Origin of the sequence: Micromonospora orduensis, from assembly GCF_006228125.1 — a bacterium.
GTDB classification, from domain to species: domain Bacteria; phylum Actinomycetota; class Actinomycetes; order Mycobacteriales; family Micromonosporaceae; genus Micromonospora; species Micromonospora orduensis.
This window is the reverse complement of the sequence record NZ_VDFY01000068.1, coordinates 1-26,101: the sequence shown is the minus strand read 5'-3', so window position 1 is coordinate 26,101 and position 26,101 is coordinate 1. Positions and strand designations below refer to the sequence as shown.

Here is a 26,101-nt window from a genome sequence, read left to right as displayed (position 1 = left end):
CCAGGTATCGTGGCGCGCGTGACCATCGACTCGGCCCCGATTCCCGTCACGCTCCGCTGGGCGGTCCGGCTCCTGTGGGCGGAGGCGGTCGTCGTCGGGCTGATCGCCGTCTGGCTGATCTGGGCCGACCTCACGGCCACCACCACCGACCTGCTGTCGGCACTGCTGGTGACGGTGTTCGCCCTCGGGGCGGCGGTCGTGCTCTGGGCCCTGGGCCGTGCGTTGCTGCGCCGCCGGGCCGGTGCGCGCGCCCCCGCCATCGTGCTTCAGCTGATGCTGCTGCCGATCGGCTGGTTCATGATCCAGGGCGGGCTGGGGTGGCTGGGCGTGCCGCTGATGGCACTCGGCCTGGGCGTGGCGTGGCTGCTGGTGAGCCCCCCGACGACCCGGGCTCTCGGCTTCGAGTGACCGGACCGGCCGGTCAGTAGCCGCCCGAGCGGCGGGTCAGCAGCGAGATCGTGGCCCGGCCGTCGGCGGCTGTGGCGGACGCCGACGTGGTCAGCGCGGTGAGCACCTTCCAGGCGAAGGACGACTCGGCTGGCAGGGTGGCGCCCCGCACGGTCGGCACCGTCACCTCGACGGTCAGCGCGTCCTCGGTGACGGCGAAGCGGCACTCCAGCTCGGCGTCGCGGGTGGCGATGGCGAGCAGCATCGCGCACGCCTCGTCGACCGCGATCCGCAGATCCTCGATCTCGTCGAGTGCGAACTGCAACCGGGCCGCGAGACCGGCGGTAGCGGTACGGAGCACGCCCAGGTAACCGCCGTCGGCGGGCACCGTGAGGTGCACCACATCGTCGTCGGTCGCTGGCTGGCCGGTCAGTTGAGTCACGCCTCATCCCCCCGGTCGGGGACTCTACCCGGTCGGTCGCCGGAACGCGTGTCGGCGGCGGTGGCCTGACTGGCCAACTCGCGTAGCGCGTCACCGCTGAGCCGGTAGGGCACCCACTCGCTCATCTGCCGCGCCCCGATGGAGGCGTAGAAGCCGGCTGCCGGATTCCAGTCGATCATCCACCACTCCAGTCGCCGGTAGCCGCGTCGTACGCAGATGTCGGCCAGGGTGGCGAGCAGCAGCCGGCCCGCGCCGGTGCCCCGGGCGGCCGGTCGGACGTACAGGTCCTCCAGGTAGATGCCGTGCACGCCGGCCCAGGTGGAGAAGTTGAGGAACCACAGCGCGAACCCGATCGGCTCGTCGCGCTCGTCGGCCGCGACGTGCCCGAAGAGCGCCGGAGCGGTCGAGAACAGCGCCGCTGTCAGCTGGTCGGTGGTGAGGTGGCACTCGTCGGGGGCGCGTTCGTACTCCGCCAGCTCGTGCACCATGGCGACGACGGCCGGCACGTCCTCGGGACGTACCGGCCGGATCGTCGGGATGACCGGAGTGGTCACGCCTTCTTGGTCTCCCAGAAGATCTTCGCGATCTCGTCGATCTTCGCGAGCAGCTTGTCGGCGGTGGCCGGGTCGAGGCTGCCCTTGACGCCACCGGCGCCGGCGAGCTTGGTGGCCTCGTTGAACAGGGTGTGCAGGTTCGGGTACTTCTCGAAGTGGGGCGCCTTGAAGTAGTCGGTCCAGAGCACCCACAGGTGGTGCTTGACCAGCTCGGCGCGCTGCTCCTTGATGATGACCGCGCGAGTGCGGAACTCCGGATCGGTGTTCGCCTGGTACTTCTCGCAGATCATTTTGACCGACTCGGCCTCGATCCGGGCCTGAGCCGGGTCGTAGACGCCGCACGGCAGGTCGCAGTGAGCGCTCGCGGTGACGCGGGGCGCAAGGATGCGGGGAAGTCGCATCGGGATCCTCCATGGGAAGTTTGCGATGATCAAAGGCGACATTACTCCTGAGAATGCTCCCCGGACGGGGTGGAGGTGAAACCAGTGCACGCCGACCACCCGACGGAGGCGCCGCGCCTGCGCGGGCCGCTGACGGCCGTGTCGGTGACCGGCCCGTCCATGGCGCCGACGCTGCGGCACGGCGACGCGCTGCTGGTCCGCACGGGTGGACGCCCGATCCGACCCGGTGACGTGGTGGTCGCCGTGTTCCGGACGCGTCCGGAGTTGCTGGTGGTGAAGCGGGCGGTCCGGCCACAGGACGGCGGCTGGTGGCTCCGCGGGGACAACGACCTGGTCACCGACGACTCCCGGGCGTACGGGGTGGCCGACGTGCGGGGCAGGGTGGTGGCGCGCTACTGGCCGCGCCCCGGACGGGTGCCCCGCCTCCGGTTATGACCCTGCTCACATCCGAGCGGGGGCGACGACACTATGCTCGGAAAGTGCCCGGGTGACCCCCCGCACCGCGTGCCACCGCTCGCCGCCCACCTCGCGGCGAGCCCGGCCGCCCCGTCTGCTCGACAGATCCTGGAGTCACCACCATGTCTTCGTCCATCGTGGACCCCGCTGATCCCGTCTTCCAGCTGCACGTCGGCGGCAAGATGGCCGTCGCCTCGACGGTGCCGCTGACCAGCCGGGAGGACCTCTCCCTGGCGTACACCCCGGGGGTTGCCCGGGTGTGTGAGGCGATCGCCGCCGACCCTGACCTGGCCGACGACTACACCTGGGCGGCGCACGCCGTGGCGGTGGTCACCGACGGCTCGGCGGTGCTCGGGCTCGGCAACATCGGCCCGCGGGCAGCGCTGCCGGTGATGGAGGGCAAGGCGGTGCTGTTCAAGCAGTTCGGCGGCGTGGACGCGGTGCCGGTCTGCCTGGACACCCAGGACGTGGACGAGATCGTCGCGGTGGTGCGGGCGCTGGCCCCCTCGTTCGGGGGGATCAACCTGGAGGACATCAGCGCGCCGCGCTGCTTCGAGGTGGAGCGTCGGCTCGACGAGGCGCTGGACATCCCGGTCTTCCACGACGACCAGCACGGCACCGCCATCGTGGTGCTGGCCGCGCTGCGCAACGCCGCCGCCCTGCTCAACCGCAAGCTTGGTGACCTGCGGGTCACGGTGAGCGGCGCGGGCGCGGCCGGGGTGGCCGTGACGAAGATGCTGGTCGCCGGGGGCGTCAACCCCGACCAGGTGGTGGTCTGCGACTCCCGGGGGATCATCGGGCGGCACCGCACCGAGCTGACCGGCACCAAGGCGGAGTTGGCGGCCACCACCAACGCCGACGGCCGCCAGGGCGACATCACCGAGGCGCTGCGCGGCGCGGACGTGCTGATCGGCGTCTCCGGCGGGCAGATCCCGGAGACCGCCGTGGCCGGGATGGCGCCCGGCGGGATCGTGTTCGCGCTGGCCAACCCGACCCCGGAGGTGCACCCCGAGGTGGCCGCCCGGCACGTCGCGGTCGTCGCCACCGGGCGCAGCGACTACCCCAACCAGATCAACAACGTGCTGGCGTTTCCCGGCGTGTTCCGGGGTGCGTTGGACGCCCGCGCCACCCGGATCACCGAGGGGATGAAGGTCGCCGCGGCGGACGCCATCGCCGGTGTGGTGGCCGAGTCGCTGACCGCCGAGGCGATCGTCCCGTCCCCGCTCGACCCGCGTGTCGCCCCGGCCGTCGCCGAGGCGGTCGCCGAGGCCGCCCGCCGCGACGGAGTCGCCCGCCGGTAGGCCGCATGGGCCGGGGGCGCTCGGGCGCAGCATCCGCCGCCGGCCTGTGCGTACGGGCCCTTCTTAACGAGCGCTCAGCTTGTTACCGTGCCGACCATGCGTGCTGCCTTCGCCTCCCGCCTCGACAAATCCGATCCACTCGCCGCGCTGACGGTGGGTGAGCGGCCCGAACCGACCCACCCGGAAGACGACTGGGTGACGGTGCAGGTCCGGGCCAGCTCGCTCAACCACCACGACCTGTGGTCACTGCGCGGGGTGGGGCTGACCGAGGCGCAGCTGCCGATGATCCTCGGCTGCGACGCGGTCGCCGTGGATCCGGAGGGCAACGAGGTGGTCGTGTACCCGGTGGTGGTCACCCCCGGTGACCCGCGCGGGGTGTCCATCCTCTCCGAGCACTTCGCCGGGACGCTCGCCGAGCGGGTGGCCGTACCCCGGTCGAACCTGGTCCCGCTGCCCGACGGCCTGGCGGCGACCGACGCGGCGTGCCTGCCCACGGCCTGGCTCACCGCGTGGCGGATGCTGACCACCAAGGGCCGCGTCGAGGACGCCGACAGCGTGCTCGTGCAGGGCGCGGGCGGTGGCGTCGCCACCGCGGCCGTCGCGCTCGCCGTCGCCATGGGCAAGCGGGTGTACGCGACCAGCCGCGACGCCGCCAAGCGGGAACGGATCGCCGCGCTCGGCGCCACCGCCGTGGAACCCGGCGCCCGGCTGCCGGAACGGGTTGACGTGGTGATCGAGACGGTCGGCGCGGCGACCTTCGACCACTCGCTGAAGTCGGCCGCGCCGATGGCCCGGATCGTGGTCTCCGGCGCGACCGCCGGGCACGAGCCGACCGTCAACCTGCGTCGGGTCTTCGCGATGCAGCTGGAGATCCTGGGCACCTCGATGGGCACCCCGGGCGAGCTGTACGAGCTGCTGGCGTTCTGCGCCGACAACGCGGTACGCCCCGTGGTCGACAGCGTGGTCCCGTTCAGCCAGGTCGAGAAGGCCTTCGCCCGCCTGCACTCCGGCGACACCTTCGGCAAGATCGTCGTCGACCACACCGCCTGACGGCGCGCGAGCCGCGCCGCCGCAAGATCCGCACAACATCATGGAAGTAGTGGCCTCGGGGGCGTGGGAGGCCACTACTTCCTGATTCCTGTGCGATCTTGAGCGGTCAGAAGCGGCCGCCCCGGCCTACAGGTGGTCGTCGAAGGTGGCGATGTCGCCGCGCGTCGCGTCGGTGGAGATGCGCTTCTTCGCCGCCGCATCGCCGTACAGCGACCAGCGGAGGAACTCCACCGACGTGTCCGAGACGACCCGCAGCGTCGCGCCGTCACTGAGCAACGCCCGCCCGTGGTCGCCCTTGGGCAGGCTCAGCATCGCCTTCGGCCAGGGCACCTTGTCGTACGCGGCCTTGCCCGCCGCGTAGTCGACCACCTCGTCCAGCTCACCGTGCACGAACAGTTGCGGCGCGGCTGCACCGGCGAACGCGGTGCCCACGCCGAGGGCCGTACCGGCGAACACCACGCCCGCGTCCAGCCGTTCGTCCCGACCGGTGGTGAACAGACCGATGGTGGTCACCCCGCCCGCCGAGTGCCCGGCCGCGGCCACCCGCTCGCCGTCCAACCGGCCGCGCAACGCGTCGCCGGCTTTACCGTCGAGCGCCAACACCTGATCCAACGCGTACGACACGTCGGCCGGCTGGTTGAGCACGTCGAGGACGTTGTTGTCGGCACCCCGGGAGGTGTGCGGGAACGTCGGCGCGGCCACCACGAAACCCGCCGCCGCCCACCGGGACAGCAGTGTGGCGTAGTCGTCCGGCCGCCCGCCCAGGCCGTGGCTGAACATGACAACCGGAAACCGCCCCTCGGCTGCCGTCGCCGACCGCTTGGCCGCCCCGCCGGATTCCCCGGCCGCCGGATACCAGACCGTCGTCGGCAGCGCACGGCCGTCCCGGTCCAGCTTGAGTTGGCGTACGCCGACCGCGAAGGCGCGCTGCGGGGCCTTTCCGGCCGGTACCTGCGGCGTCGGCGTGGCGGCGGGCGTCGGCTCGACGGCCGGCGCCTGCCAACTCTCGCTCGGGCGGGTGTCGGTGGAGCAGCCGGCCAGACCGGCCATGAGCACGGCGCTGGCCATCAGGGCAGGGGTGACGCGAGGCGGCATGAATCCGATTGTGCCTCGTCCGGTTGGCCCGCCCGGCGCGGTTCGGCGTCCTGTGCCCGCCCGGTCACCCATGCGTCATCGCCGGTCTCAGGCCGCGGCGCGGTCGGCGAGTGGGCGCCGTCGTCGTGCGCTGTCGGTCAGGGAGCGCGGAGGGAAGGCGGCGTTGGGGTTGTACCGGTTCGTCCCGGGCGGCACGATCTCGTCGATCCGGTCGAGGGTCGCGTCGTCCAGGGTGAGCGTGGCGCCCTTGAGCAGATCCTCCAGTTGCGGCATGGTCCGTGGCCCGATGATCGCCGAGGTGACCGCCGGATGGGCCACGGTGAAGGCGATGGCGAGCTGCGGAAGCGTGCAGCCGACCTCCGCGGCGAGGTCGACGAGCTGTTCGACGGCGTCGAGCTTGGCGGCGTTCTCGGCGATCGTGGGGTCGAACTGTGCCGGCCGCAGGGCGGCACGCCCGATCGACAGGTCGACGGGTTCGTCCCTGCGGTACCTGCCGGTGAGGAACCCGAAGGCGAGCGGGCTCCAGACCAGCACTCCCATGCCGTAGCGCTGGCAGACCGGGAGGGTCGACGATTCGACCCCACGGGCCAGGATCGAGTACGGCGGCTGCTCGGTGCGCAGGCGGCCGAGGCCGCGACGCTCGGAGACCTGGTGCGCCTCGACGATCTCCTCGGCGGGGAACGTCGAGCAGCCGAAGGCGCGGATCTTTCCCTCGCGTACGAGGTCGGTGAGCACCGAGAGGGTTTCCTCGATGTCGGTCGACGGGTCCGGACGGTGGATCTGGTAGAGGTCGATCCAGTCGGTGCCCAGACGCCGCAGGCTACCCTCGACCGCCTTCAGGATCCACCGCCGCGAGTTGCCACCCTGGTTGGGACCGTCACCCATCGGGAAGTGCACCTTGGTGGCGAGCACGACGTCGTCCCGGCGCCCCCGCAGCGCCTTGCCCACGATCTGCTCGGACTCGCCCCGGCCGTACATGTCGGCGGTGTCGACGACATTGATGCCCTGGTCGAGGGCGGTGTGGATGATGCGGACGCAGTCGTCGTGGTCGGGGTTGCCGACGGCACCGAACATCATGGTCCCGAGGCAGTGGGCGCTCACCTCGATGCCGGTGCCGCCGAGGGTGCGGTAGCGCATGGATGCTCCTCGGCTGATTCAGTAGCGATCACCGCGCACCCTAGGAGCTAGAGTCAGCTCTAGATCAACCCCTCGTTATCCTGCACGGCATGGCTGAGGTCACCGCGACTTTGAGCATCGGACAGGTCGCCGAACGCACCGGCTTGAGCGTGCACGCGCTCCGCTTCTACGAGCAGCAGGGCGTCTTCGTCAGCCCCGTACGCCGCGGACCTGGTGGGCGTCGCGTCTACAGCCAGGACGACGTGGACTGGCTGACCGTCTGCATCATCCTCCGCGCCTCGGGCATGCCACTGCCCGCGCTGCGCCGGTACGCCGACCTGGTCCGCGAGGGCGCCGGCAACGAGGAGGAACGACTCACGCTGATGCGCGAGCACCACGAGCGCGTCACCACTCAGCTCGGCCAGCTCACCCAGTGCCTGGACCTGATCACCTTCAAGGTCGGGGTGTACGAGGACCTGCTCGACCAGGAGCGGCGCGAAGCCGGGCCAGATCAGCGGCGTCCTTCGGTCGACGGGGACGTTCCGGCATTCAGACCGGGTACATCTGCTTGAACTCGATCTGGGCAGCCACCGAGATCGTCGGCACGGTGAGGGTGCCGATCCGGCCGGACGGCGCGTCCAGCATCCCGGCCGGCAACGGCGCACCGGCCCAGGACCCGCCACCCACCGTCGGTCGGCCGGCCCGATCCCGACCCAGGTACGCGAAGCTGACCTCCACGTCACCGACGACAAGGTCGAGTTGCGTCTCCACCGGCATCCGCGGGTCGGGAAGCCAGCCCCGGGCCAGCAGCAGGGCGGCCAGCCGGTCCGCGTCGTCGCGCCAGCAGTACCAGTCGACGTCGAGGTGCGGTCGGGTCACCGCGCCGAGCTGGAAGTCCATCGCCCAGCCACCGCGCAGCCACACCGGCATGCCGGCCGTCCCGGTCACCTCGACCACCTCGGCGATGCTCGCCACCTGGCGTCGCGCGAGCTCGTCCACCGGGCCACCGTACCGGTCTCAGTGAGCCTGCTGGGACTCGTAACGGGTCATCGGGGTGCGGGCGTCGGCGGGCAGACGGGCGCCGGCCGCGTGATCGCCGTAGAGGGTCCAGCGCAGGAAGTCGGTGGTGGTGGCGAGGACCGGCGCGAAGCCCGGGTGGCCCGGTGTCAGGTACGCGCCGTGGTCCTGGCCGAGCAGGCTGAGGAACGCGGCCGGCCCCCTGGCGCGCGCGTACGCGGCTCGGCCGACCGTCACCGGCACCACGGGGTCGGCCGTGCCGTGCACGAAGAGCACCGGCGCGGCCGGTCCGGCGAAGCTGCCGGGCAGCCCACCCCCGGCGATGACGATTCCGGACCGCAACCGCGCCGGGTGCCCCTCGGAGAACATGCCGGAGCTGGTGAAGCCACCGGCCGAGTGCCCGGCGGCGGCGATCGACGTGAGGTCGAGATGCCCGGCGAGCGGGTCGCCACGCTCGGTGTCGAGGCGGCCCAGACGCCTGATCAGCCGCCAGGCGTCGGCGGGCTGGTTGCGGACGTCGGCCCGGGTGAAGTGCGCGGCGCCCTGGCGGGTGTGCGGGTACGCGGGTGCGGCCACCACGAAACCGGCAGCCGCCCAGCGGGTGGTCAGCCCGGCGTGCAGGTCGGGTCGACTGCCCAGCCCGTGGCTGTAGACCACCACCGGGAACCGCCCGGCCGCGACCCCGTCGGGCGAGGCCGGATACCAGATCGTCACCGGCAGGGGGCGCGCCGAGCGTGGATCGAGGGTGAGCGTACGCACGCCGACGGCGTACGACCCCTCGGGCGCCCGGCGTGCCGACACCGGTCCGGTGGCCCCGCCGGCCACGGCGGTGGCCGGTGCGCAACCGGTCAGCAGCGCTGTCACCAGTACGGCCATCAGCCGCCCCGCCCCCATCGTTCCACGGTAGGTGCCCGGGCGGGCTCGGCGACCCCGCCGTCCGGACCGGCTGTGCCCGCCACCCGGCCGGGTCGCCTCCGCCGGCCGGGTCGACCCGCCGGGGTGACGTGGGCGGGGGCGGTACGGCGCCGCCGGCTTCGCTAGGGTCACCGACATGCCTGAGAACTACACCGACCCCAGCGGCAACACCGAGGCGTTCCGCGCCTTCTCCCAGACGCCGGAAGCGGCCGGCCCGGCGGACGCGCCGTCCCGCCTGCCGCTCATCGTCGGTGCGGCGGTGGTCGTCGTGCTGCTGGTGGCCCTCGTCACCTGGTTGGCGATGGGCTGAGTCAGCCCGCCCCGACCACGTCCCGGGTCTGCCGGGCGATCTCCCATTCCTCGTCGGTGCGGATGACGCACACACTCACCTCGGCGCCGTCGGGTGAGATCAGCCGGTCGCCCTCGCCGTCGTTGCGGGCCTCGTCGACGGCGATGCCGAGCCGGTGCAGGCCGGCCAGCGCGGCGACCCGCACCGGCGCCGCGTGCTCGCCGACCCCGGCCGTGAAGACGATCGCGTCGACCCGGCCGAGCAGCGCGTAGTACGCCCCGACGTACTCGGTGATCCGCCGGCAGTACACGTCGAAGGCCAACGCCGCCGCGCGGCCCCCGGACGCCCGGCGCTGGAGCACCTCGCGCATGTCGTTGACGCCGGTCAGGCCGAGCAGGCCACTGCGGTGGTTGAGCAGGTCGTCGATGTCGTCGACCGACAGCCCACCCTCCCGGCGCAGGTGGAAGATCACCGTGGGATCGATGTCGCCGCTGCGGGTGCCCATCACCAGCCCTTCGAGGGGGGACATGCCCATCGAGGTGGCGACGCTGCGTCCGTTCCGTACCGCGCAGGCGCTGGCCCCGTTGCCCAGGTGCAGGGTGATGGTGTTGAGCTGGTCGTACGGGCGGCCCAGCAGGTCGGCGGCCCGGCGGGACACGTACGCGTGCGAGGTGCCGTGGAAGCCGTACCGGCGGATGCCGTACCGCTCGGCGGTGTCCCGGTCGATCGCGTAGGTAGCGGCGGCGTCCGGCAGGGTGTGGTGGAACGCGGTGTCGAAGACGGCGACCTGCGGAACGTCCGGCAGGGCGGCGCGGGCCACCTCGATGCCCGCCAGGTTGACGGGGTTGTGCAGCGGGGCGAGCGGGATCAGATCCCGGATCGCGGCCAGCACCGCGTCGTCGACCAGCACCGGTTCGGTGAATTTCCGGCCGCCGTGCACCACCCGGTGCCCGACCGCCGTCAGCCCGGTCAGGTCCAGCCCGTCCAGGATCCGCCGCACGGCCTCGGAGTGGTCCGTCGGGCCGCCGTCGGGTTCACCGATGCGTTCGACGGTGCCCTGGTCGAGCACCCGGTCACCGTCGTAGTGGCGCCACTTCACCGACGACGACCCGCAGTTGAGCACCAGCACCCGACTCACGAGGCCTCCTCGGTGGCCGCCTGGATGGCGGTGATCGCCACCGTGTTGACGATGTCCGGCACCGTGGCGCCCCGCGACAGGTCGTTCACCGGCCGCCGCAGGCCCTGCATGACCGGGCCGACGGCGACCGCCCCGGCCGAGCGCTGCACCGCCTTGTACGTGTTGTTGCCCGTGTTCAGGTCCGGGAAGATGAAGACCGTGGCGTGCCCGGCGACGGGGCTGTCGGGCAGCTTCGTGGCAGCCACCGCCGGGTCGATCGCCGCGTCGTACTGGATGGGCCCCTCGACGAGCAGGTCGGGCCGGCGTTCCCGGACCAGCGCGGTGGCCGTGGCGACCTTCTCCACGTCGGCGCCCGCGCCGGAGCTGCCTGTCGAGTACGACAGCATGGCCACCCGGGGTTCGATGCCGAACCGGGCCGCGGTGTCGGCCGACGAGATCGCGATGTCGGCGAGCTGGGCGGCGTCCGGGTCGCGGTTGACCGCGCAGTCGCCGTAGACCAGCACCCGGTCGGCGAGCAGCATGAAGAAGACGCTGGACGCCACCGAGACGTCCGGCACGGTACGGATGATCTCGAACGCGGGGCGGATCGTCGCGGCGGTGGTGTGCGTCGCGCCGGAGACCATGCCGTCGGCCCGCCCGGTGGCCACCATGAGCGTGCCGAAGTAGTTGGGCTGGGCCACGATGTCGTGCGCCAACTCGGCGGTGACGCCCCGGTGGGCGCGCAGCCGCGCGTACTCGGCGGCGAAGTCGTCCCGCCACCCGCTGGTGACCGGGTCGACGATGCTGGCGTCGCCGAGGTCGATGCCCAGCTCGCGGGTACGCCTGGCGATGTCGTCGGGCCGGCCGAGCAGGGTCAGGTCGGCGACGCCCCGGCGCAGCAGGATCTCCGCTGCCCGCAGGATCCGTTCGTCGGATCCCTCCGGTAGCACCAGGTGCCGGGGCTGCGAGCGGGCCCGGTCGATCAGCTCGTTCTCGAACATCAGCGGGGTGACCCGGGTGGACCGGCTGACCCGCAGCCGGCGGGCCAGGTCGTCGGTGTCCACGCAGCGTTCGAAGGCACCAAGCGCCGCCTCCACCTTGCGGGGGTTCGCGGCGCTGGGCCGGCCCTCGATACGACTGGACGCGGCCACCGTGTCGTAGCTGTCGCTGCGCACGGACAGCACCGCCAGCCCGGTGTTCAACCCCTCCACCAGCCGCATCACACGGGGGTCGGGCTGCTCGCCGAGGGTGAGCACCAGCCCGGCCACCGACACCTGCCCGGCCACGTGCGCGGCGCTCGCGGCGACGAGCAGGTCGGCCCGGTCCCCGGGGGTGATCACCAGCGCGCCCTCGGTGAGGTGGCTCAGCAGGGTCGGCACGTGCGCGGCGCCGACCACGAAGTCCAGCACGTCCCGGCCCAGCGCGGCGTCGTCCCCGGCCAGCAGGGTGGCGCCGAGCGCCGCCGCCACCTCGGCCACCGTCGGCGCGGACACGCTCGGCACCTCCGGGATGGCATACGCGGGGACCGGCAGCTCGGGCAGCGTCATCGGCTCGGTCACCCGGTTGGCGATCACCGCGAGCACCGTCGCGCCGAGGTCGGCCAGATCGTGGTACGCCCCGCGCATCGCCGACGCGACGGCCGCCGGCTCCTGTCCGAAGCCGTCCACCACCGGCACCACCACGCTGCCGAACTCGGTGGCCAGCCGGGCGTTGAAGGCCAGCTCCCGGGGGTGGGCCGGGTCGCCCGGCTCGTCGAAGTCACTGCCCACCACGACCACCGCCGGGCACTGGCGCTCCACCGCCCGGTAGCGCTCCACGACAGCGGAGATCAGCTCTTCCCGTCGGCCGTCGGCGACCAGCCTGGCCGCCTCGGCGTAGGTGGATCCGGCCAGCTCGGCGAGCGGCAGCTCGACCCGGTAGCGCTCGCTCAGCAGGGCGAGGATCGGGTCGGGGCCGGTGCCGGCCACCAGCGGCCGGAACACGCCGATCCGCCCGACCTGGCGGGACAGCAACTCGGCCAGCCCGAGGGCGATTGTCGACTTGCCCCCGCCCGAACCGACGCTGGTCAGATACACGCTGCGAGCCACAGCCCCACCCTAGAAGATCGCGAGTCTCCCCACCCGGGCCCTACGCCCCCCAGCACCGGCCCCGGCGGGCGCGTGTTCCGGCAGGTGGTCACGCCGAGCGCAGGGCTGCGATGCCGGTCCGGAAGATGTCGACGCCGGCCAGGAGGCGGCCTGTGACCTAGGCGTCCTCGTCGTCGGGGTCGTCCAGGCGGGCCAGGTAGGTGGCCAGGCGCTCGATCGGGGTCTCGAACTCGGGGTTGAGGTCGACGAAGTCGCGCAGGCGCTCGCCCAGCCACTCCAGGGTCACCTGCTCGTCGCCCCGGCGCTCGACCAGCTCCTCTATGCCACGGTCGGTGAAGTACACGGCGTACGTCCTCGTGCTCGGCCCGGCGTGTGTGGCCGGGCGGATGGACCGACGCGAGCCGGGGCAGGACCGTGGGAAACGGCCCTGCCCCGGCTCGCGCGGTGCGGGTCAGGTCACGGGCGGGGAAGTGCCGCCTCGATCAGCGCGGTCTGCTCGACCTCGTGGGTCTTGGCCGAGCCGACCGCCGGGGCCGCCGCGGCCGGGCGGGAGATCCGCCGCAGCCGGACGTCCGTGAGGTGCTCCAGCAGGTTGAGCGCGACGAACGACCAGGCGCCCTGGTTGGCCGGCTCCTCCTGCACCCAGGCGAAGTCCTCCGCGTTCGGGAACTGCGCCAGGGCGGCCCGGATCTCCTCCACCGGCAGCGGGTACAGCTGCTCGATCCGGATGATCGCGGTGTCGGTGACGCCACGCTCCTGCCGGGCCTGGAACAGGTCGTAGTAGACCTTGCCCGAGCAGAGCAGCACCCGCTTCACCGCCTCCGGCGCCGGGGCGGCCGTGTCGCGCAGCACCGGCTGGAACGTACCGGTGGTGAAGTCCTCCACCGAGGAGACGCAGAGCTTGTGCCGCAGCAGCGACTTCGGCGTGAACACCACAAGCGGCTTGCGCTTGGGCGACAGGGCCTGACGGCGCAGCAGGTGGAAGTAGTTCGCCGGGGTCGTCGGGATGGAGACCCGCATGTTGTCCTCGGCGCACATCTGCAGGAACCGCTCCGGCCGGCCGGACGTGTGGTCCGGGCCCTGGCCCTCGTGGCCGTGCGGCAGCAGCAGGGTGACCGCGGAACGCTGGCCCCACTTCACCTCGCCGGACGAGATGAACTCGTCGATCACCGACTGGGCGCCGTTGACGAAGTCACCGAACTGGGCCTCCCAGGCGACCAGCGCGTTGATGTTCTCCACCGAGTAGCCGTACTCGAAGCCCATCGCGGCGTACTCGCTGAGCAGCGAGTCGTGCACGAAGAACCGCGAGCGTTCGCCGTCGCCGGTGAGCGACTTCAGCGGCAGGTAGTCGTCGCCGGTGCGGGCGTCCACCACCGAGGCGTGCCGCTGGACGAATGTGCCGCGGCGCGAGTCCTGACCGGCGAGCCGGACGGTGATCCCGTCGTGCAGCAGTGCCCCGAGCGCGATGATCTCGCCGAAGCCCCAGTCGATGTTGCCCTCCACGGACATCTTGGCCCGCCGGTCGAGCAACTGCTGGATCCGCTTGTGCGGGGTGAAGCCCTCCGGCAGGTTGATGTGCGCCTCGCCGATCGCCTTCACCACGGCGGCGTCGGTGGCGGTGTCGACCTGCGGCTCCGGCTCCTCCTCGCGGCGCGGCCGGTTGAGCTGGCGCGGCGCCGAGGCGGCGTCCCGGGTGGCCTTGAAGACCCGCTCCAGCTGCGACTGGTAGTCGCGCAGCAGCTCCTCCGCGTCCTCCACGGTGATGTCGCCGCGGCCGATCAGCTCCTCGGTGTAGAGCTTGCGGACCGAGCGCTTCGAATCAATGATCTTGTACATCTGCGGGTTGGACATCGACGGGTCGTCGCCCTCGTTGTGCCCGCGCCGGCGGTAGCAGACCATGTCGATCACGACGTCCTTGTTGAACGCCTGCCGGTACTCGAAGGCCAGCCGGGCCACCCGGACCACGGCCTCCGGGTCGTCGCCGTTGACGTGGAAGATCGGGGCCTGGATCATCCGGGCCACGTCGGTGCTGTAGAGGCTGGACCGGCTGTACTCCGGGGCGGTGGTGAAGCCGACCTGGTTGTTGACCACCACGTGCACGGTGCCGCCGGTGCGGTAACCGCGCAGCTGCGAGAGGTTGAGCGTCTCGGCGACCACGCCCTGCCCGGCGAACGCGGCGTCACCGTGCACCGCCAGCGGCAGCACGGTGTAGCCCTCCAGCTTGAGATCGATCCGGTCCTGCTTGGCCCGGACGATGCCCTCCAGCACCGGGTCGACGGCCTCCAGGTGCGACGGGTTGGCCACCACCGACACCTTGACCGCGTGCTCGCCGTCGGGGGTGGTGAACTTGCCGTTCTGGCCCAGGTGGTACTTCACGTCGCCGGAGCCCTGCGTCGAGCGCGGGTCCAGGTGCCCCTCGAACTCGGAGAAGATCTTCTCGTACGGCTTGCCGACGATGTTGGCCAGCACGTTGAGCCGACCCCGGTGCGCCATGCCGATGACGACCTCGTCCAGCCCGCTCTCGGCGGACGACTCCAGCACCTCACCGAGCAGCGGGATCAGCGACTCGCCGCCCTCCAGCGAGAAGCGCTTCTGGCCGACGTACTTGGTCTGCAGGAAGGTCTCGAACGCCTCGGCGGCGTTGAGCCGGTTGAGCACGTGCTTCTGCTCGTCCGGGGAGGGCTTCTCGTACTTGCGCTCGATCCGCTCCTGGATCCAGCGCCGCTCCTCCGGGTCCTGGATGTGCATGTACTCGATGCCGACCCGGCGGCAGTACGAGTCGCGCAGCACGCCGAGGATCTCGCGCAGCTTCATCCGCTGCCGGCCGGCGAAGCCGTTCACCGGGAACTCGCGGTCGAGGTCCCACAGGGTCAGCCCGTGCTGGAGTACGTCCAGATCCGGGTGCTTGCGGATCTTGAACTCGAGCGGGTCGGTGTCGGCCATCAGGTGGCCGCGCACCCGGTAGGCGTGGATCAGCTCGTGCACCCGGGCGGTCTTGTTGATCTGACCCTCGGAGTTGACCGCCACGTCGCGCACCCAGCGCACCGGCTCGTACGGGATGCGCAGCGAGGTGAAGATCTGGTCGTAGAAGCCGTGCTCGCCCAGGATCAGCTCGTGCATCACCTTGAGGAACTCGCCGGACTGCGCGCCCTGGATGATCCGGTGGTCGTACGTGCTGGTCAGCGTGATGACCTTGCTGACCGCCAGCTCGGCGAGGGTGGCCTCGGACATGCCCTGGTAGGGGGCCGGGTACTCCATCGCGCCGACGCCGATGATCGCGCTCTGCCCCTGCATGAGCCGCGGCATCGAGTGCACGGTGCCGATGCCGCCCGGGTTGGTCAGCGAGATGGTGGTGCCGGAGTAGTCCTCCATGGTCAGCTCGTTGCGCCGCGCCCGCCGGACCACGTCCTCGTACGCCTGCCAGAACTGCCGGAAGTCCATCTGCTCGCAGCCCTTGATGGAGGGGACCACCAGGTTGCGGGTGCCGTCCGGCTTGGCCAGGTCGATCGCGATGCCGAGGTTGACGTGCGCCGGGCGGACCACCGCCGGCTTGCCGTTGGCCTCCGCGAAGGAGTTGTTCATCTCCGGGTGCTGCACGAGCGCCCGGACCATCGCGTACCCGACCAGGTGGGTGAAGCTGACCTTGCCACCGCGCCCCCGGGCGAGGTGATTGTTGATCACGATGCGGTTGTCGACAAGCAGCTTGGCCGGGACCGCGCGGACGCTTGTCGCGGTGGGCACGCTCAGCGAGGCGTCCATGTTCTGGACGATCTTCGCGGCGACACCACGCAGCGGCGTCGTCTGCGGACCGTCGGCGGTCGGGGCGGCGGCCTTCGCGGCCGGCTTGGCCGGGGCCGCCTTCTCCGGGGCCTTCTCGGCGGCCTTGGCCGGCGCGGTGGCCGGCTTGGCCGGCGCCGACTGCGCGGCGGCGGGCTTGCTGGCCGGCGGCGTGGCGGCGCTCGGCTGGCTGACCGAGGCGGGCGCCTCCGGCTGCCCGTCCGGCTCCGGAGCGGCGGCCGGCTTGCCCGACGCCTCAGCCCCGCGCGGTGTGGCGGCGCCCGGAGCCGGTCGATAGTCGGCGAAGAAGTCGTGCCAGGCCGAATCGACGCTGGTTGGGTCGGCGAGGTAGCGCTGGTACATCTCCTCGACGATCCACTCGTTCGGGCCGAAACCCGCCAGTGGGTTCTCCTGCGAAGTCTGCTGGGTCGACACGGCCGGTAATCGCCTCTTTCACGCGGGTTGTGTGTCACGCGGTGTCCGTCGCGCCCCCGACTGGGGACTACGGACAGGACGACTCCCAGGCTACGCCGTACGGATCCCGCAGGCATTTCCGCCTCGGTCGGGTGGCCGGTTTCACAGAAGATGCCAGAAGTTCGGCAACCCCTGCGTCCACCGGCGACGACTGTTATGGCCCACCTGAGTACGGGTACCGATGTCCGGAGTGCGGCGGCCCGCGAGGATCGGGCGCATGGATCACAACGGGGTACGGGGGCGCTACGGCCGGAGCATGGCGGTGGCGTCCGGTTGGTACGTGACGGTCGGCGCGGCCGTGGCGGTGGGTCTGGCGAGCGTGCCGAGCCCGCCGTCGACGGACTGTTCGGCCTGGTTCAGTTGCCTGTCGCCGGGGGAGTCCCTGGTGCTGATCATGCTGGTGTGGGGCGGGCCGGTGCTCGTCGGGTTGCTCGTCGTGACGGCGCTGGTGACGGCGCTGCTCGTGCGCCCGCTCCCCTCGGCGGTGCTCGCCGGCACCCTGTCCGCCCTGGTCACCGTCACGATCTGCGCCGCCGTGTACGCGGGGCGCTCGTGAAGCGGCTCGGCCTTTCAGGGCTCTTCTTCGTCTGGTTGTACGGGGTGCCGTTCCTGCTCCTGGTGGGCCTGATCCGGCGAACCTCTACGCCGTACGCGCCCACCCGGGAGGCGGCGGAGGCGTTCGGCGCGACCACCGACACTCTGCTGATCGTCGGTCTCCTGCTCAACGCGCTTCCGTTGATCGGCCTGCACTTCGCCGGGCTGGCCGGGGACGAGGGATGGCAGCGGCACTTCCGCTGGGCGATCGGCGGGATGGTGCTGCTCTACCTGCTTGTCGTTCTCGTCAGCCGGATGGCCACCGGCCTCCTGATCGGCCACACTCCCGCCGACGACGAACCCGCACCGGCGGTCACCCAGTGCATTCCGCGCAGCGGTGGCCGGGGCTGCCCGGGCGGCTGACCGACGGGCCTCCCCGGGGTGGCGGCCGTGCCGCCGCCACCCCGGGGACCGGTCAGGAGATGTCGCGTCGGCGCATCAGCAGGGTGCCGACCACACCGGTGACCACCGCGTACCCGATGAGCACGGCGGCGCCGGCCCAGCGCGGCGGGTTGCCGGGGATGTCCGCCCCGGTGACCATCAGCGACGAGGCAAGCGACGGCACCAGCAGTTGCAGGTTGTTGATCCAGTCGCCCCACCGGTCGGCCAGGATCGCGATGACGAAGATGGCGCCGATCGAGCCGCCGAGGTAGAGCAGGATGCCGGTCACGGTGGCGCCGATCTGGCTGCGGATCAGCACGCCGATGCCGACGCCGAACACCGCCCAGAGCAGGTACGCGAGCAGGTTCAGCCCGATCGCCCGCCAGGCCGCGTCGTTGCCCAGTTGCGAGTCCACTCCGACCGCGTTCAGCACCGCCGATCCGGCGACCAGGTTGAGCGCGGTGGTGACCAGCCAGAACAGCAGCGCCAGCACGCCGGCCGCGACCAGCTTGGCGACCATCACCGCGGTGCGGTGCGGGCTGGTGAGGAAGGTCGTGGTGACCGTCTGGTGGAAGAACTCGCTGGTCACCACGATGATGCCGAGCAGCATCACGATCAGCAGGCCGAAGAACTGCCCGGTGGTGAACAGGTTCGACGACAGCGCGTCCGGGCTCGCCGCCGCCTCGAACTGGGCGGCCTGCTCGGCCGACAACTCGCCCATGTTGTTGCTGGTGAGGGCGTCGGCCTGCAACCAGTTGATGAGCAGGGTGAGCGCCCACAGCGGCAACGTGATGAGCGCGAAGATCCACCAGGTGTTGGTCGTACGGATCTTGAGCAGCTCGGATCGGACCAGGTTCATCGGATGCCCGCCTTTCCGGCCGTCAGCTCCAGGAAGACCCGTTCCAGGTCGGGCCGTTCGGTGGTCAGTTCGTGCAGCTCCACACCGGCGGCCAGGGCGGCCCGGCCGATCGCCGGGGCATCCACCCCGCTGACCAGCAGGACGCCGTGCTCGTCGGTGTCGACAGTTGCCGACTGCGCCTTCAGCGCGGTCGTCAGCGCCTCGGCCTGCGGGGTGCGGACCCGGACCCGGGCGCCCTGCGCCATCGACCCGAGCACCTGCTCGACCGGGCCCTGCCGGACCAGCTGCCCGGCCGCGATGATCACCACGTCGTCGGCGAGCAGCTGCATCTCCGACAGCAGGTGGCTGGAGACCAGCACGGTGCGGCCCTCGTGGGCGAGGTTCTTGAGGAACCCACGCATCCACCGGATGCCCTCCGGGTCCAACCCGTTGGCCGGCTCGTCGAGGATCAGCACGCGGGGGTCACCGAGCATCGCGGCGGCGATACCGAGCCGCTGCTTCATGCCCAGCGAGTAGCCCTTGAACTTGCGCTTCGCCGCCGGGGTCAACCCGACCAGCTCCAGCGCCGCGTCGGCCCGCTCCCTGGGCAGCCCGGCCGCCGCGCAGATCACCCGCAGGTGGTTGATGCCAGTACGGCCCTTGTGCGCGCTGGACGCCTCCAGGATCGCGCCGACGTGCCGCAGCGGGTCGGCGAGGTCGGCGTACCGGTGGCCGCTGATGGTGGCCGTACCGGCGGTGGGCGTGACCAGGTTCAGCAGCATCCGCAGCGTGGTGGTCTTGCCGGCGCCGTTCGGGCCGAGGAAGCCGGTCACCCGCCCCGGCTCGACGGTGAAGGACAGGTCGTTCACCGCCCGCACGTTCTTGTACTGCTTCGTCAGACCGGACACCACGATCTGACCGTCGCTGGTGGGGCTTCGCTGCCCGTCAGTCATCGTTCTCCTCCCGTGCGTGGCGTCGAGGTAACGCCGTGGCACAGCGTGACGGTCCCGAGCAACAAGGTCAATCAGGCTCGGTCCGTACGGCGTGGTCCACCTCGGGGTGGAGGCACCTCATCCCCGCGGACGACGGCGAGGGGTCAGCGGGCGATCCAGGTGGCCCGGGCCGCGCCGAGCAGCGTGCCGTCCGGTCCGTACAGGCTGGTGTGCACCGACGCCTTGCGGCCGTCGACGCCGATCAACGCGCCGGTCACCACGCACTCGTCGCCCGGCCCGGGCCGCGCCGTGACCACGGCGGCGATCCGGCCGAGCAGGTACGGGCGGCCCGGCGCGAGCACCGTCCAGCCGCCGGGGCAGTCCAGGGCCGCCCAGACCGTGGCGTCGCCGACCTGGTCGGGTGCGCGGAACGGCGCGGCGGTCCGGCCGTCCGGGAGCCGGCCCGGGAAGATCCGCAGCCCGTCGGCCCGGTCCGGTCCGCAGACGTAGCAGCCGGGAAACGGATGTTCGACCAGGCCGGGGTAGCCGGTCGCGGCGGCGCGGGCGGTGTCCAGGTCGACCGGGGGTACGACGGCGTCGACAGCCGCCACCGGTCGTACCTCGGCCACCAGTTCGCCGCCCGGGTCGCGGATCTCGCCGCCGGTGAGGGTCAGCTCGGTGTCCAGCGGCGGTGGCCGGCGCAACGTCACCTCGACCGGCCCGGTGCCGTCGGCCTCGGCGGCGAAGACTCCCGCGCTCCAGCCGCCGTTGCCGGAGCCGGGAGGCCCGTTGTAGCGGGACCCGATGAGCATCGTCCACCTCCGGTGGGGTGTTCCGGCGCCGTCGCCGGTTCGTCCCGCAGCCTCGCACGACCACCTGTGGGACGCATCTGCCGGCCGGCGTTCACCCTGCCGACACCAGTGGTGCCCGTGGATGGCAACCCGGGGCACCTACACAGATCCCATGGCCGTTCTGCATGCCGCTGGCGCACCCCTGACGACCAGCGGATACACCCTGCTGATCGCCGACGACCCCACCCAGGTCGCGGCCGCGCAACGCCTGCGCCACGAGGTGTTCGCCACCGAGTTGGGCGCCACCCTCCGGCCCGGCGGAGCCGGGTTGGACGTGGACCCCTTCGACGCACACTGCGACCACCTCATCGTCCGCGAGGACAGCACCGGTGCGGTGGTCGGCACGTACCGGCTGCTGCCGCCCGGGCGCACCGACCGGCGGTACGCCGAGGACGAGTTCGACCTCGCCGCGCTCGACCCGCTCCGCGACGACCTGGTCGAGGCGGGACGGTCCTGCGTACACCCGGACCACCGTTCGGGCGCGGTCATCAACCTGATGTGGGCCGGCATCACCCGGTACCTGCACCTGCGCGGCTCCCGCTGGCTTGGTGGCTGCGCCTCGGTGCCGGTGGCCGACGGCGGTCGGACGGTCGCCGGGGTGTGGGCGCAGGCGCAGGCCCGGCACCTGTCGCCACCGCCGCTGCGGGTCCGCCCGCTGCGCCCCTGGTTCGCCGAGCCGGCCGCCGTCGCCGCCGAGCCCGTCGACCCGGCCGGACGGGTCGTGGTGCCGCCGCTGCTGCGCGGCTACCTGCGGCTGGGCGCGTGGATCTGCGGTGAACCGTCGTACGACCCGGACTTCGGGTGCGCGGACTTCTACGTGCTCTTCTCGCTGGACCGGATGAACCCGCGCTACCTGCGGCACTTCCTCGGCGGGGTGCAGCGGTGACCGCCGTGCCGCACGACCTGTGGCGGCCCTCCTCCGGGTGTGACGAGGGGTGCCTGCCGACCGCCGGCGAGGTGCCCACCGTGCCGGTGGTCCGCCGGGTTCTCCGGCTGGTCGCGGCGACCGGCATGCTGCTGACCGGTGTGGGCCTGGCGGTGCTGCTGCCCGTCCTCCCGTCCCGGGAGCGGCAGGCGGCGGTGCGGGGCTGGGCCCGGGGCACCGCGCGGGCGTTCGGCGTCCGCCTGGTGGTCCGGGGACGGTTGCCCCGGCGGCGTGCGCTGCTGGTCGCCAACCACGTGTCGTGGCTGGACATCCTCGCCGTGCTGGCGGTGGCGCCGACCCGGATGGTGGCGAAGCGGGAGGTCCGTTCCTGGCCGGTGGTCGGCGTGCTGGCCGCCGCGGCGGGCACGGTCTTCGTGGACCGGTCCCGGCCGCGGGAACTGCCGGCCACCGTGCGCCGGCTCGCCGACGCGCTGCGGGCCGGTCGGTCGGTGGCGGTCTTTCCGGAGGGTACGACCTGGTGTGCGGGGGAGGGCGCGGACGACTGCCGCCCCGGCGGGGGGTTCCGTCCCGCGATGTTCCAGGCGGCGATCGACTCGGGCAGCCCGGTGGTGCCGTTGCGGTTGGGCTACCGGTGCGAGGCCACCGGCTCGTCGACCACGGCCGCGGCCTTCCTGGGCGCGGACACCCTGCTGCGCTCGGTGGCCCGGGTGGTCGCGGCACGGGACCTGGTGGTCTCGGTGACGATCGCCGCCGCCCTGCACCCGGCCCGCGACGCCGACCGGCGGTTGCTGGCCCGGGCCGCCGAGTCGGCCGTACACCTGGTGCCGTCGGTGGCCGACGTGACGCGGACCCGGCCGCGTCCGGTGCCCACCCTGACCCTGGCCGCTCCGGCGCCACAGGTGTCCGCCGGGCGGGATCTGGACCTGGCAGCCTGAGGAAGGTCGACAACTCACGACAGTCTTGTGGTATCGCGATGTATCGCGTTAGTGTCTTCCTCGTCGGGCGCGCGTCGGCGCGCCGTCGAGGGAGGACGCCATGGCCGGATGGACGGTCGAGAGCCCGCAGCGGCTCACCATGGAGGGGCCGGTCACCCGACTGGACGTCCGCCTGCTGAGCGGACGCCTCAACGTGGTCGCCGCCGACGGCCCGACCCGGGTCGACATCACCCACGTCGCCCGCCGGCCGGTGCTGGTCGACCACTCCGACGGCCGGCTCACCATCCGGCAGGAACGCGGCCGGAGCTGGTCGGACGCCCTGCGCTGGCTCCGGTCGCTGCACCGCTACCCACGGGTGGACGTCTCCGTCGCCGTGCCCGCCGACGTCCTCGCCGACCTCGGCCTGGGCGCCGGCGCGGTGGTCGTCTCCGGCCTGCGCCGGCAGACCACCGTCGACATCGCCGCCGGTCAGATCACCCTCATGGGCCTGCGGGGCACCACCTCCGCGAAGATCACCTCAGGGCCGGTGGAGGCACTCGGCGTGCGCGGCGACCTCACCCTGGAAACCGTCTCCGGAGAGGTGATCATCGCCGACAGCGCCGCCGACCGGGTACGGGCGCAGACCGTCTCCGGTGCCATCACCTGCGACCTCGACAACCCCCGACGCAGCGAGATCCGACTCACCACCATCTCCGGCAGCATCACCGTCCGGGTCCGCGAGGACAGCGACCTCGCCGTCCGGCTGAACACCGCCTCCGGCCGGATCACCAGCGGATTCCCGCAGGTGCGGGGCTCGACGTTCCCGCTGCCGAACAGCGAGGGGGTGCTCGGCGACGGCGAAGGTAAACTCTGGGCCTCCGCGACCTCGGGCAGCATCGCCCTGCTCGCCAGAGCGGTCGACGACGAATCCGAGGAGCTGCCGTGACCGCCGTGTTCAGCCACGGACGGCTCCGGCTCTACCTGCTCAAGCTCCTCGACGACGGCCCCAAGCACGGCTACGAGCTGATCCGCCTGCTGGAGGACCGGTTCCTCGGGCTCTACGCGCCCAGCGCCGGCACCATCTACCCCCGCCTGCAACGGCTGGAGGCCGAGGGCCTCGTCAGCCACACCGCGGCCGGCGGCCGCAAGACGTACGACATCACCGACGCCGGCCGTGCGGAGCTGCGCCAGCGGGCCGACGAGCTGACCGCGTTGGAGGCCGACATCGCCGCCTCGGTGGCGGACCTCTCCACCCTGGCCGGCGAGATCCGCAGCGAGGTACGCGGCTCGGTACGCGACCTCAAGCGGGAACTGAGCGAGGCGACCCGGCAGACCCGGCGTGCCCGGTGGGACGCGCCCCCGCCACCGCCCCGGCCGACGACGACCGGCGGACCGCGTACCGCGCTGCTCGACGAGCTCGACCAGCGGCTGGCCGCGTTCAGCGCCGAGGTCGGCCGGCTGGCACGGGCCCGGCAGTTCAGCGACACCCAGCTGCGGACGGCGATCCGTCTGCTCGACGGCGCGCTCGACGGTCTGCGCCGACTCCTGCGCTGAGCGACACGCCGACGGCGACTCACAGGGTTTTTGCAGGAAGCGTCCAGCGCCGGCGCAGTGAGGTCACCGATGATGGGGCCATGCCCGCTACCCAGACCGAGGCGCGACTTCTCGTCGTCGAGGACGACCCCAACATCCTCGAACTCCTCTCCGCGAGCCTGCGGTTCGCGGGCTTCGACGTGGCCACCGCGACAAGCGGCAGCGCGGCCCTGAACGCCGCCAAGGACCACCGGCCCGACCTCGTCGTGCTCGACGTGATGCTGCCCGACCTCGACGGCTTCGAGGTCATCCGGATGCTCCGCGAGGGCGGTACGCGTACCCCTGTGGTCTTCCTGACCGCTCGGGACGCCACCGACGACAAGATCCGTGGGTTGACCCTGGGCGGCGACGACTACGTCACCAAGCCGTTCAGCCTGGAGGAGCTGACCGCCCGGATCCGCGCCGTACTGCGCCGCACCACGACCGGCGAGCAGGCCCCGTCCCGGCTCACCTTCGCCGACCTGGAGCTGGACGAGGAGACCCACGAGGTGCACCGGGCCGGGCAGCGGGTGCAGCTCTCGCCGACCGAGTTCAAGCTGCTGCGCTACCTGATGCTCAACGCCAACCGGGTGTTGTCCAAGGCGCAGATCCTCGACCACGTCTGGAACTACGACTTCCGTGGTGACGACAACATCGTCGAGTCCTACATCTCGTACCTGCGGCGCAAGGTCGACACCACCCAACCCCGGCTGATCCACACCCTGCGCGGTGTGGGGTACGTGCTGCGCAAGCCGGCGGCGTGAACCCGGTCCAGCAGGCCAAGGGGCGGGTCCGCAGCGTGCCGCTGCGGGTGAAGCTGGTCACCTCGGTGCTCGCCCTGGTCGCCGTGGCCCTGCTGGTGATCAGCTCCCTGACCGCCTACTTCCTGCGCAACTACCTCCAGGGCCAGGTGGACGGGCAGATCAGGTCGACCGCCCAGGGCCTGGGTCAGCTGCTCCCGAAGCTGCGCAGCGGGCAGGTCAACGCCATGCTGCCCAGCGACTACGTCGTGTCGCTCGCCGACGAGCAGCAGGTCTACCCGGCGATCTACGACAACATCAGCCTCGATCCGGACCAGCTGCCCACCTTCCCCAGCACACGGGACGGCTTCGAGGATCTGGAGGGGGAGCCGCGGACCGTCGTGTCCCACGACGGCCGCACCCGGTGGCGGGTCTACTACGCGGCCCAGCCGGGCGGCTCGGTGCTGGCCGTGGGCCAGCCGCTGACCGAGGTGGACCGGGCGGTGAAGCAGCTCGTCTGGATAGACCTCCTGGTGGGCGGCGCGGTGCTGATCATGCTGGCGTCGGTCGGCGCGGCGATCGTCCGGACCAGCCTCAAACCGCTTGTGGAGATCGAACGGACCGCCGCCGCGATCGCCGGCGGTGACCTGACCCGACGCGTGCCCGACCCGGAGCAGGGGCAGGAACATCCCACCTCCGAGCTGGGCCGGCTCTCCCGCGCGCTGAACGCGATGCTCACCCAGATCGAGGCGGCGTTCACCGCCAGAGCCGCCTCGGAGACCGCGGCGCGGTGGGCGGAGAGCGCCGCCCGGGACGCCGCCGCCGCGGCCCAGGCGTCCGAGGCGCGGGCCCGGCGCTCGGAGGAGCGGATGCGGCAGTTCGTGGCGGACGCGTCACACGAGCTGCGTACCCCGCTGACCACGATCCGGGGCTTCGCGGAGCTGTACCGGCAGGGTGCCGCGCGGGCGCCCGAGGAGACCGCCGGCCTGCTCCGCCGTATCGAGGACGAGGCGGCCCGGATGGGGCTGCTGGTGGAGGATCTGCTGCTGCTCGCCCGGCTGGACCGGGAACGGCCACTCTCCCTCGCCCCGGTGGAGCTGCCGGTGCTCGCCTCCGACGCGGTGCACGCCGCCCGGGCGATGGCCCCGGATCGACAGATCGACCTGGAGATCGAGCCCGGATCGGGACCGCTCGTGGTCCTGGCCGACGACGCGCGGCTGCGTCAGGTCATCGGCAACCTGGTGACCAACGCGCTCACCCACACCTCGACGGACGCCAGGGTCAGCCTGCGGCTGCGCGCCGAGGGGGGCAACCTCGCCGTGGTGGAGGTGGCCGACACCGGTCAGGGTCTCTCCCCGGAGCAGGCGGAACGGGTCTTCGAGCGGTTCTACCGGGCCGACGCGGCGCGGACCCGCCGGGCCGACGGCAACACCGGCACCGGGCTCGGCCTGGCCATCGTCGCGGCTCTGGTGGCCGCCCACCACGGCTCCGTCGAGGTGGCCGAGACGCCTGGCGGCGGGGCCACCTTCCGGGTCCGGCTGCCCCTGCTGCCGACCACCGACGACGCCGGCGAGTGACTTTCAGCCAACTTCCAGGGCGGTTCCAGCTTGATCGCAGTGCCCGGGGAGAAGGTAGTGGCATGACCGAGTTCGAGTCCGACCCGCAGCGCCGGCCGGCCCCCACCGACGCCGAGCCGTCGCACCCCACCGCCGAGCTGCCGCGCGACGAGCGCGCGCAGTCCGACTCCCCGACCACTCCCGTACCGGTCGTCCCCACCACCGGTGACGCGGCGACCACCGCCGCGTCACCGGTGGTGGGGACGACCGGTACGGGAGTGGTCGGGGAGTCGGACTGCGCGCGCTCGTCGCGCGGCCGCTCCGCGCTGCGGGTCGGACTCGCACTCGGTCTTGCCACT

At 72.1% G+C, this 26,101-nt stretch carries 28 protein-coding genes and 1 pseudogene; 15 read left to right on the top strand and 14 right to left on the bottom strand.

Annotated elements, in window-relative coordinates; translation table 11 throughout:
- The first annotated feature begins 18 nt into the window (after positions 1 to 18).
- Positions 19 to 408, top strand: coding sequence for a hypothetical protein (locus tag FHG89_RS01720; RefSeq protein ID WP_139582210.1), 390 nt, complete (start codon positions 19 to 21; stop codon positions 406 to 408).
- A gap of 13 nt (positions 409 to 421) precedes the next feature.
- Here FHG89_RS01720 and FHG89_RS01715 read toward each other — a convergent pair whose 3' ends face one another.
- The 3 genes from FHG89_RS01715 to sodN are packed head-to-tail and all read right to left on the bottom strand — an operon-like array spanning position 422 to position 1,784.
- The gene (locus FHG89_RS01715; RefSeq protein ID WP_139582208.1) at positions 422 to 829 is read right to left on the bottom strand and encodes an ATP-binding protein; all 408 of its coding nucleotides are present in this window, start codon (positions 827 to 829) and stop codon (positions 422 to 424) included.
- Positions 826 to 1,383, bottom strand: a complete 558-nt coding sequence (locus FHG89_RS01710; protein ID WP_139582206.1) for a GNAT family N-acetyltransferase — start codon at positions 1,381 to 1,383, stop codon at positions 826 to 828. Before FHG89_RS01710 ends, FHG89_RS01715 begins: the two co-directional genes overlap by 4 nt.
- On the bottom strand, positions 1,380 to 1,784 hold the full coding sequence (sodN, locus tag FHG89_RS01705) for a superoxide dismutase, Ni (RefSeq protein WP_007464694.1): 405 nt from the start codon (positions 1,782 to 1,784) through the stop codon (positions 1,380 to 1,382). Before sodN ends, FHG89_RS01710 begins: the two co-directional genes overlap by 4 nt.
- 84 nt (positions 1,785 to 1,868) lie before the next feature.
- Between sodN and FHG89_RS01700 the strand changes: the two genes are divergently transcribed.
- From FHG89_RS01700 to FHG89_RS01690, 3 genes are all read left to right on the top strand, one after another.
- Positions 1,869 to 2,219: a S24/S26 family peptidase gene (locus tag FHG89_RS01700; protein ID WP_139582278.1), complete on the top strand. Its 351-nt coding sequence runs from the start codon at positions 1,869 to 1,871 to the stop codon at positions 2,217 to 2,219.
- 143 nt (positions 2,220 to 2,362) lie between these two features.
- Positions 2,363 to 3,541, top strand: coding sequence for an NAD(P)-dependent malic enzyme (locus FHG89_RS01695; RefSeq protein WP_139582205.1), 1,179 nt, complete (start codon positions 2,363 to 2,365; stop codon positions 3,539 to 3,541).
- An 87-nt stretch (positions 3,542 to 3,628) separates the two neighbouring features.
- Complete coding sequence (locus tag FHG89_RS01690; protein ID WP_139582203.1) at positions 3,629 to 4,591, top strand: zinc-binding dehydrogenase; 963 nt, start codon at positions 3,629 to 3,631, stop codon at positions 4,589 to 4,591.
- Positions 4,592 to 4,717: 126 nt separating this feature from the next.
- Here FHG89_RS01690 and FHG89_RS01685 read toward each other — a convergent pair whose 3' ends face one another.
- Both FHG89_RS01685 and FHG89_RS01680 read right to left on the bottom strand, forming a co-directional pair.
- Positions 4,718 to 5,686 (bottom strand): alpha/beta hydrolase family protein, encoded by a 969-nt coding sequence (locus FHG89_RS01685; RefSeq protein WP_139582201.1) that lies wholly within the window; start codon positions 5,684 to 5,686, stop codon positions 4,718 to 4,720.
- A gap of 87 nt (positions 5,687 to 5,773) precedes the next feature.
- Positions 5,774 to 6,823, bottom strand: a complete 1,050-nt coding sequence (locus FHG89_RS01680) for an aldo/keto reductase (protein ID WP_139582200.1) — start codon at positions 6,821 to 6,823, stop codon at positions 5,774 to 5,776.
- 89 nt (positions 6,824 to 6,912) lie between these two features.
- Between FHG89_RS01680 and FHG89_RS01675 the strand changes: the two genes are divergently transcribed.
- Entirely contained in the window at positions 6,913 to 7,374 is a 462-nt protein-coding gene (locus FHG89_RS01675) for a MerR family transcriptional regulator (protein WP_139582198.1), read from the top strand.
- Here FHG89_RS01675 and FHG89_RS01670 read toward each other — a convergent pair.
- The gene (locus tag FHG89_RS01670) at positions 7,352 to 7,801 is read right to left on the bottom strand and encodes a nucleotidyltransferase domain-containing protein (RefSeq protein ID WP_139582197.1); all 450 of its coding nucleotides are present in this window, start codon (positions 7,799 to 7,801) and stop codon (positions 7,352 to 7,354) included. The genes FHG89_RS01675 and FHG89_RS01670 overlap by 23 nt on opposite strands.
- 18 nt (positions 7,802 to 7,819) lie before the next feature.
- Positions 7,820 to 8,713, bottom strand: coding sequence for an alpha/beta hydrolase family protein (locus tag FHG89_RS01665; protein ID WP_139582196.1), 894 nt, complete (start codon positions 8,711 to 8,713; stop codon positions 7,820 to 7,822).
- 157 nt (positions 8,714 to 8,870) lie between these two features.
- Here FHG89_RS01665 and FHG89_RS32730 point away from each other — a divergent pair, with 157 nt between their 5' ends.
- Positions 8,871 to 9,044 carry a hypothetical protein gene (locus FHG89_RS32730; protein ID WP_167517322.1) on the top strand — a complete coding sequence of 58 codons (174 nt, stop codon included), beginning with the start codon at positions 8,871 to 8,873 and terminating at the stop codon, positions 9,042 to 9,044.
- A 1-nt stretch (position 9,045) separates the two neighbouring features.
- Here the strand turns inward: FHG89_RS32730 and FHG89_RS01660 are convergent, their stop codons facing one another.
- The 4 genes from FHG89_RS01660 to FHG89_RS01645 form a co-directional block, all read right to left on the bottom strand.
- Positions 9,046 to 10,161: an acetate/propionate family kinase gene (locus FHG89_RS01660; protein WP_139582195.1), complete on the bottom strand. Its 1,116-nt coding sequence runs from the start codon at positions 10,159 to 10,161 to the stop codon at positions 9,046 to 9,048.
- Positions 10,158 to 12,227, bottom strand: coding sequence for a phosphate acetyltransferase (gene pta, locus FHG89_RS01655; protein WP_139582194.1), 2,070 nt, complete (start codon positions 12,225 to 12,227; stop codon positions 10,158 to 10,160). The genes FHG89_RS01660 and pta overlap by 4 nt, the downstream gene beginning before the upstream one ends.
- Before the next feature lie 157 nt (positions 12,228 to 12,384).
- Entirely contained in the window at positions 12,385 to 12,570 is a 186-nt protein-coding gene (locus FHG89_RS01650) for a DUF6104 family protein (protein ID WP_139582193.1), read from the bottom strand.
- A gap of 113 nt (positions 12,571 to 12,683) precedes the next feature.
- Positions 12,684 to 16,439 (bottom strand): multifunctional oxoglutarate decarboxylase/oxoglutarate dehydrogenase thiamine pyrophosphate-binding subunit/dihydrolipoyllysine-residue succinyltransferase subunit, encoded by a 3,756-nt coding sequence (locus FHG89_RS01645; RefSeq protein WP_139582191.1) that lies wholly within the window; start codon positions 16,437 to 16,439, stop codon positions 12,684 to 12,686.
- A gap of 256 nt (positions 16,440 to 16,695) precedes the next feature.
- Here FHG89_RS01645 and FHG89_RS01640 point away from each other — a divergent pair, with 256 nt between their 5' ends.
- Together FHG89_RS01640 and FHG89_RS01635 are read left to right on the top strand one after the other, a co-directional pair.
- Positions 16,696 to 17,034: a hypothetical protein gene (locus FHG89_RS01640; protein ID WP_139582190.1), complete on the top strand. Its 339-nt coding sequence runs from the start codon at positions 16,696 to 16,698 to the stop codon at positions 17,032 to 17,034.
- A complete protein-coding gene (locus FHG89_RS01635; protein WP_139582188.1) occupies positions 17,031 to 17,435 on the top strand; it encodes a hypothetical protein in 405 nt (134 codons plus the stop codon). Before FHG89_RS01640 ends, FHG89_RS01635 begins: the two co-directional genes overlap by 4 nt.
- 52 nt (positions 17,436 to 17,487) lie before the next feature.
- Here FHG89_RS01635 and FHG89_RS01630 read toward each other — a convergent pair whose 3' ends face one another.
- The 3 genes from FHG89_RS01630 to FHG89_RS01620 all read right to left on the bottom strand — a co-directional run bounded on the left by FHG89_RS01630 (position 17,488) and on the right by FHG89_RS01620 (position 20,035).
- Positions 17,488 to 18,312 (bottom strand): ABC transporter permease subunit, encoded by an 825-nt coding sequence (locus FHG89_RS01630; protein ID WP_139582186.1) that lies wholly within the window; start codon positions 18,310 to 18,312, stop codon positions 17,488 to 17,490.
- Positions 18,309 to 19,244 carry an ABC transporter ATP-binding protein gene (locus FHG89_RS01625; RefSeq protein WP_139582184.1) on the bottom strand — a complete coding sequence of 312 codons (936 nt, stop codon included), beginning with the start codon at positions 19,242 to 19,244 and terminating at the stop codon, positions 18,309 to 18,311. The genes FHG89_RS01630 and FHG89_RS01625 overlap by 4 nt, the downstream gene beginning before the upstream one ends.
- A 143-nt stretch (positions 19,245 to 19,387) precedes the next feature.
- Entirely contained in the window at positions 19,388 to 20,035 is a 648-nt protein-coding gene (locus FHG89_RS01620) for a hypothetical protein (RefSeq protein WP_139582183.1), read from the bottom strand.
- Between the two features lie 151 nt (positions 20,036 to 20,186).
- Between FHG89_RS01620 and FHG89_RS01615 the strand changes: the two genes are divergently transcribed.
- The 7 genes and pseudogenes from FHG89_RS01615 to FHG89_RS32725 all read left to right on the top strand — a co-directional run.
- Positions 20,187 to 20,960 (top strand): GNAT family N-acetyltransferase, encoded by a 774-nt coding sequence (locus tag FHG89_RS01615; RefSeq protein WP_139582181.1) that lies wholly within the window; start codon positions 20,187 to 20,189, stop codon positions 20,958 to 20,960.
- Positions 20,957 to 21,895 carry a lysophospholipid acyltransferase family protein gene (locus FHG89_RS01610; RefSeq protein ID WP_139582179.1) on the top strand — a complete coding sequence of 313 codons (939 nt, stop codon included), beginning with the start codon at positions 20,957 to 20,959 and terminating at the stop codon, positions 21,893 to 21,895. Before FHG89_RS01615 ends, FHG89_RS01610 begins: the two co-directional genes overlap by 4 nt.
- A 100-nt stretch (positions 21,896 to 21,995) precedes the next feature.
- The gene (locus tag FHG89_RS01605) at positions 21,996 to 22,820 is read left to right on the top strand and encodes a DUF4097 family beta strand repeat-containing protein (RefSeq protein ID WP_139582178.1); all 825 of its coding nucleotides are present in this window, start codon (positions 21,996 to 21,998) and stop codon (positions 22,818 to 22,820) included.
- Positions 22,817 to 23,428, top strand: a complete 612-nt coding sequence (locus tag FHG89_RS01600) for a PadR family transcriptional regulator (RefSeq protein ID WP_139582177.1) — start codon at positions 22,817 to 22,819, stop codon at positions 23,426 to 23,428. Before FHG89_RS01605 ends, FHG89_RS01600 begins: the two co-directional genes overlap by 4 nt.
- A gap of 80 nt (positions 23,429 to 23,508) precedes the next feature.
- The gene (locus tag FHG89_RS01595; RefSeq protein WP_030336721.1) at positions 23,509 to 24,210 is read left to right on the top strand and encodes a response regulator transcription factor; all 702 of its coding nucleotides are present in this window, start codon (positions 23,509 to 23,511) and stop codon (positions 24,208 to 24,210) included.
- Positions 24,207 to 25,763, top strand: coding sequence for a sensor histidine kinase (locus tag FHG89_RS01590; protein ID WP_139582176.1), 1,557 nt, complete (start codon positions 24,207 to 24,209; stop codon positions 25,761 to 25,763). Before FHG89_RS01595 ends, FHG89_RS01590 begins: the two co-directional genes overlap by 4 nt.
- Positions 25,764 to 25,825: 62 nt before the next feature.
- Positions 25,826 to 26,101, top strand: a pseudogene (locus FHG89_RS32725) (hypothetical protein); the annotation flags it as partial.

Bases quoted from the DNA above. Each gene is read 5' to 3' on its own strand.
- FHG89_RS32730 (WP_167517322.1), top strand. From the start codon at position 8,871: ATGCCTGAGAACTACACCGACCCCAGCGGCAACACCGAGGCGTTCCGC.
- FHG89_RS01680 (WP_139582200.1), bottom strand. From the start codon at position 6,823: ATGCGCTACCGCACCCTCGGCGGCACCGGCATCGAGGTGAGCGCCCAC.
- FHG89_RS01685 (WP_139582201.1), bottom strand. From the start codon at position 5,686: ATGCCGCCTCGCGTCACCCCTGCCCTGATGGCCAGCGCCGTGCTCATG.
- FHG89_RS01625 (WP_139582184.1), bottom strand. From the start codon at position 19,244: ATGACTGACGGGCAGCGAAGCCCCACCAGCGACGGTCAGATCGTGGTG.
- sodN (WP_007464694.1), bottom strand. From the start codon at position 1,784: ATGCGACTTCCCCGCATCCTTGCGCCCCGCGTCACCGCGAGCGCTCAC.
- FHG89_RS01605 (WP_139582178.1), top strand. From the start codon at position 21,996: ATGGCCGGATGGACGGTCGAGAGCCCGCAGCGGCTCACCATGGAGGGG.
- FHG89_RS01675 (WP_139582198.1), top strand. From the start codon at position 6,913: ATGGCTGAGGTCACCGCGACTTTGAGCATCGGACAGGTCGCCGAACGC.
- FHG89_RS01620 (WP_139582183.1), bottom strand. From the start codon at position 20,035: ATGCTCATCGGGTCCCGCTACAACGGGCCTCCCGGCTCCGGCAACGGC.
- FHG89_RS01695 (WP_139582205.1), top strand. From the start codon at position 2,363: ATGTCTTCGTCCATCGTGGACCCCGCTGATCCCGTCTTCCAGCTGCAC.
- FHG89_RS01630 (WP_139582186.1), bottom strand. From the start codon at position 18,312: ATGAACCTGGTCCGATCCGAGCTGCTCAAGATCCGTACGACCAACACC.
- FHG89_RS01595 (WP_030336721.1), top strand. From the start codon at position 23,509: ATGCCCGCTACCCAGACCGAGGCGCGACTTCTCGTCGTCGAGGACGAC.
- FHG89_RS01665 (WP_139582196.1), bottom strand. From the start codon at position 8,713: ATGGGGGCGGGGCGGCTGATGGCCGTACTGGTGACAGCGCTGCTGACC.
- FHG89_RS01640 (WP_139582190.1), top strand. From the start codon at position 16,696: ATGGATCACAACGGGGTACGGGGGCGCTACGGCCGGAGCATGGCGGTG.
- FHG89_RS01615 (WP_139582181.1), top strand. From the start codon at position 20,187: ATGGCCGTTCTGCATGCCGCTGGCGCACCCCTGACGACCAGCGGATAC.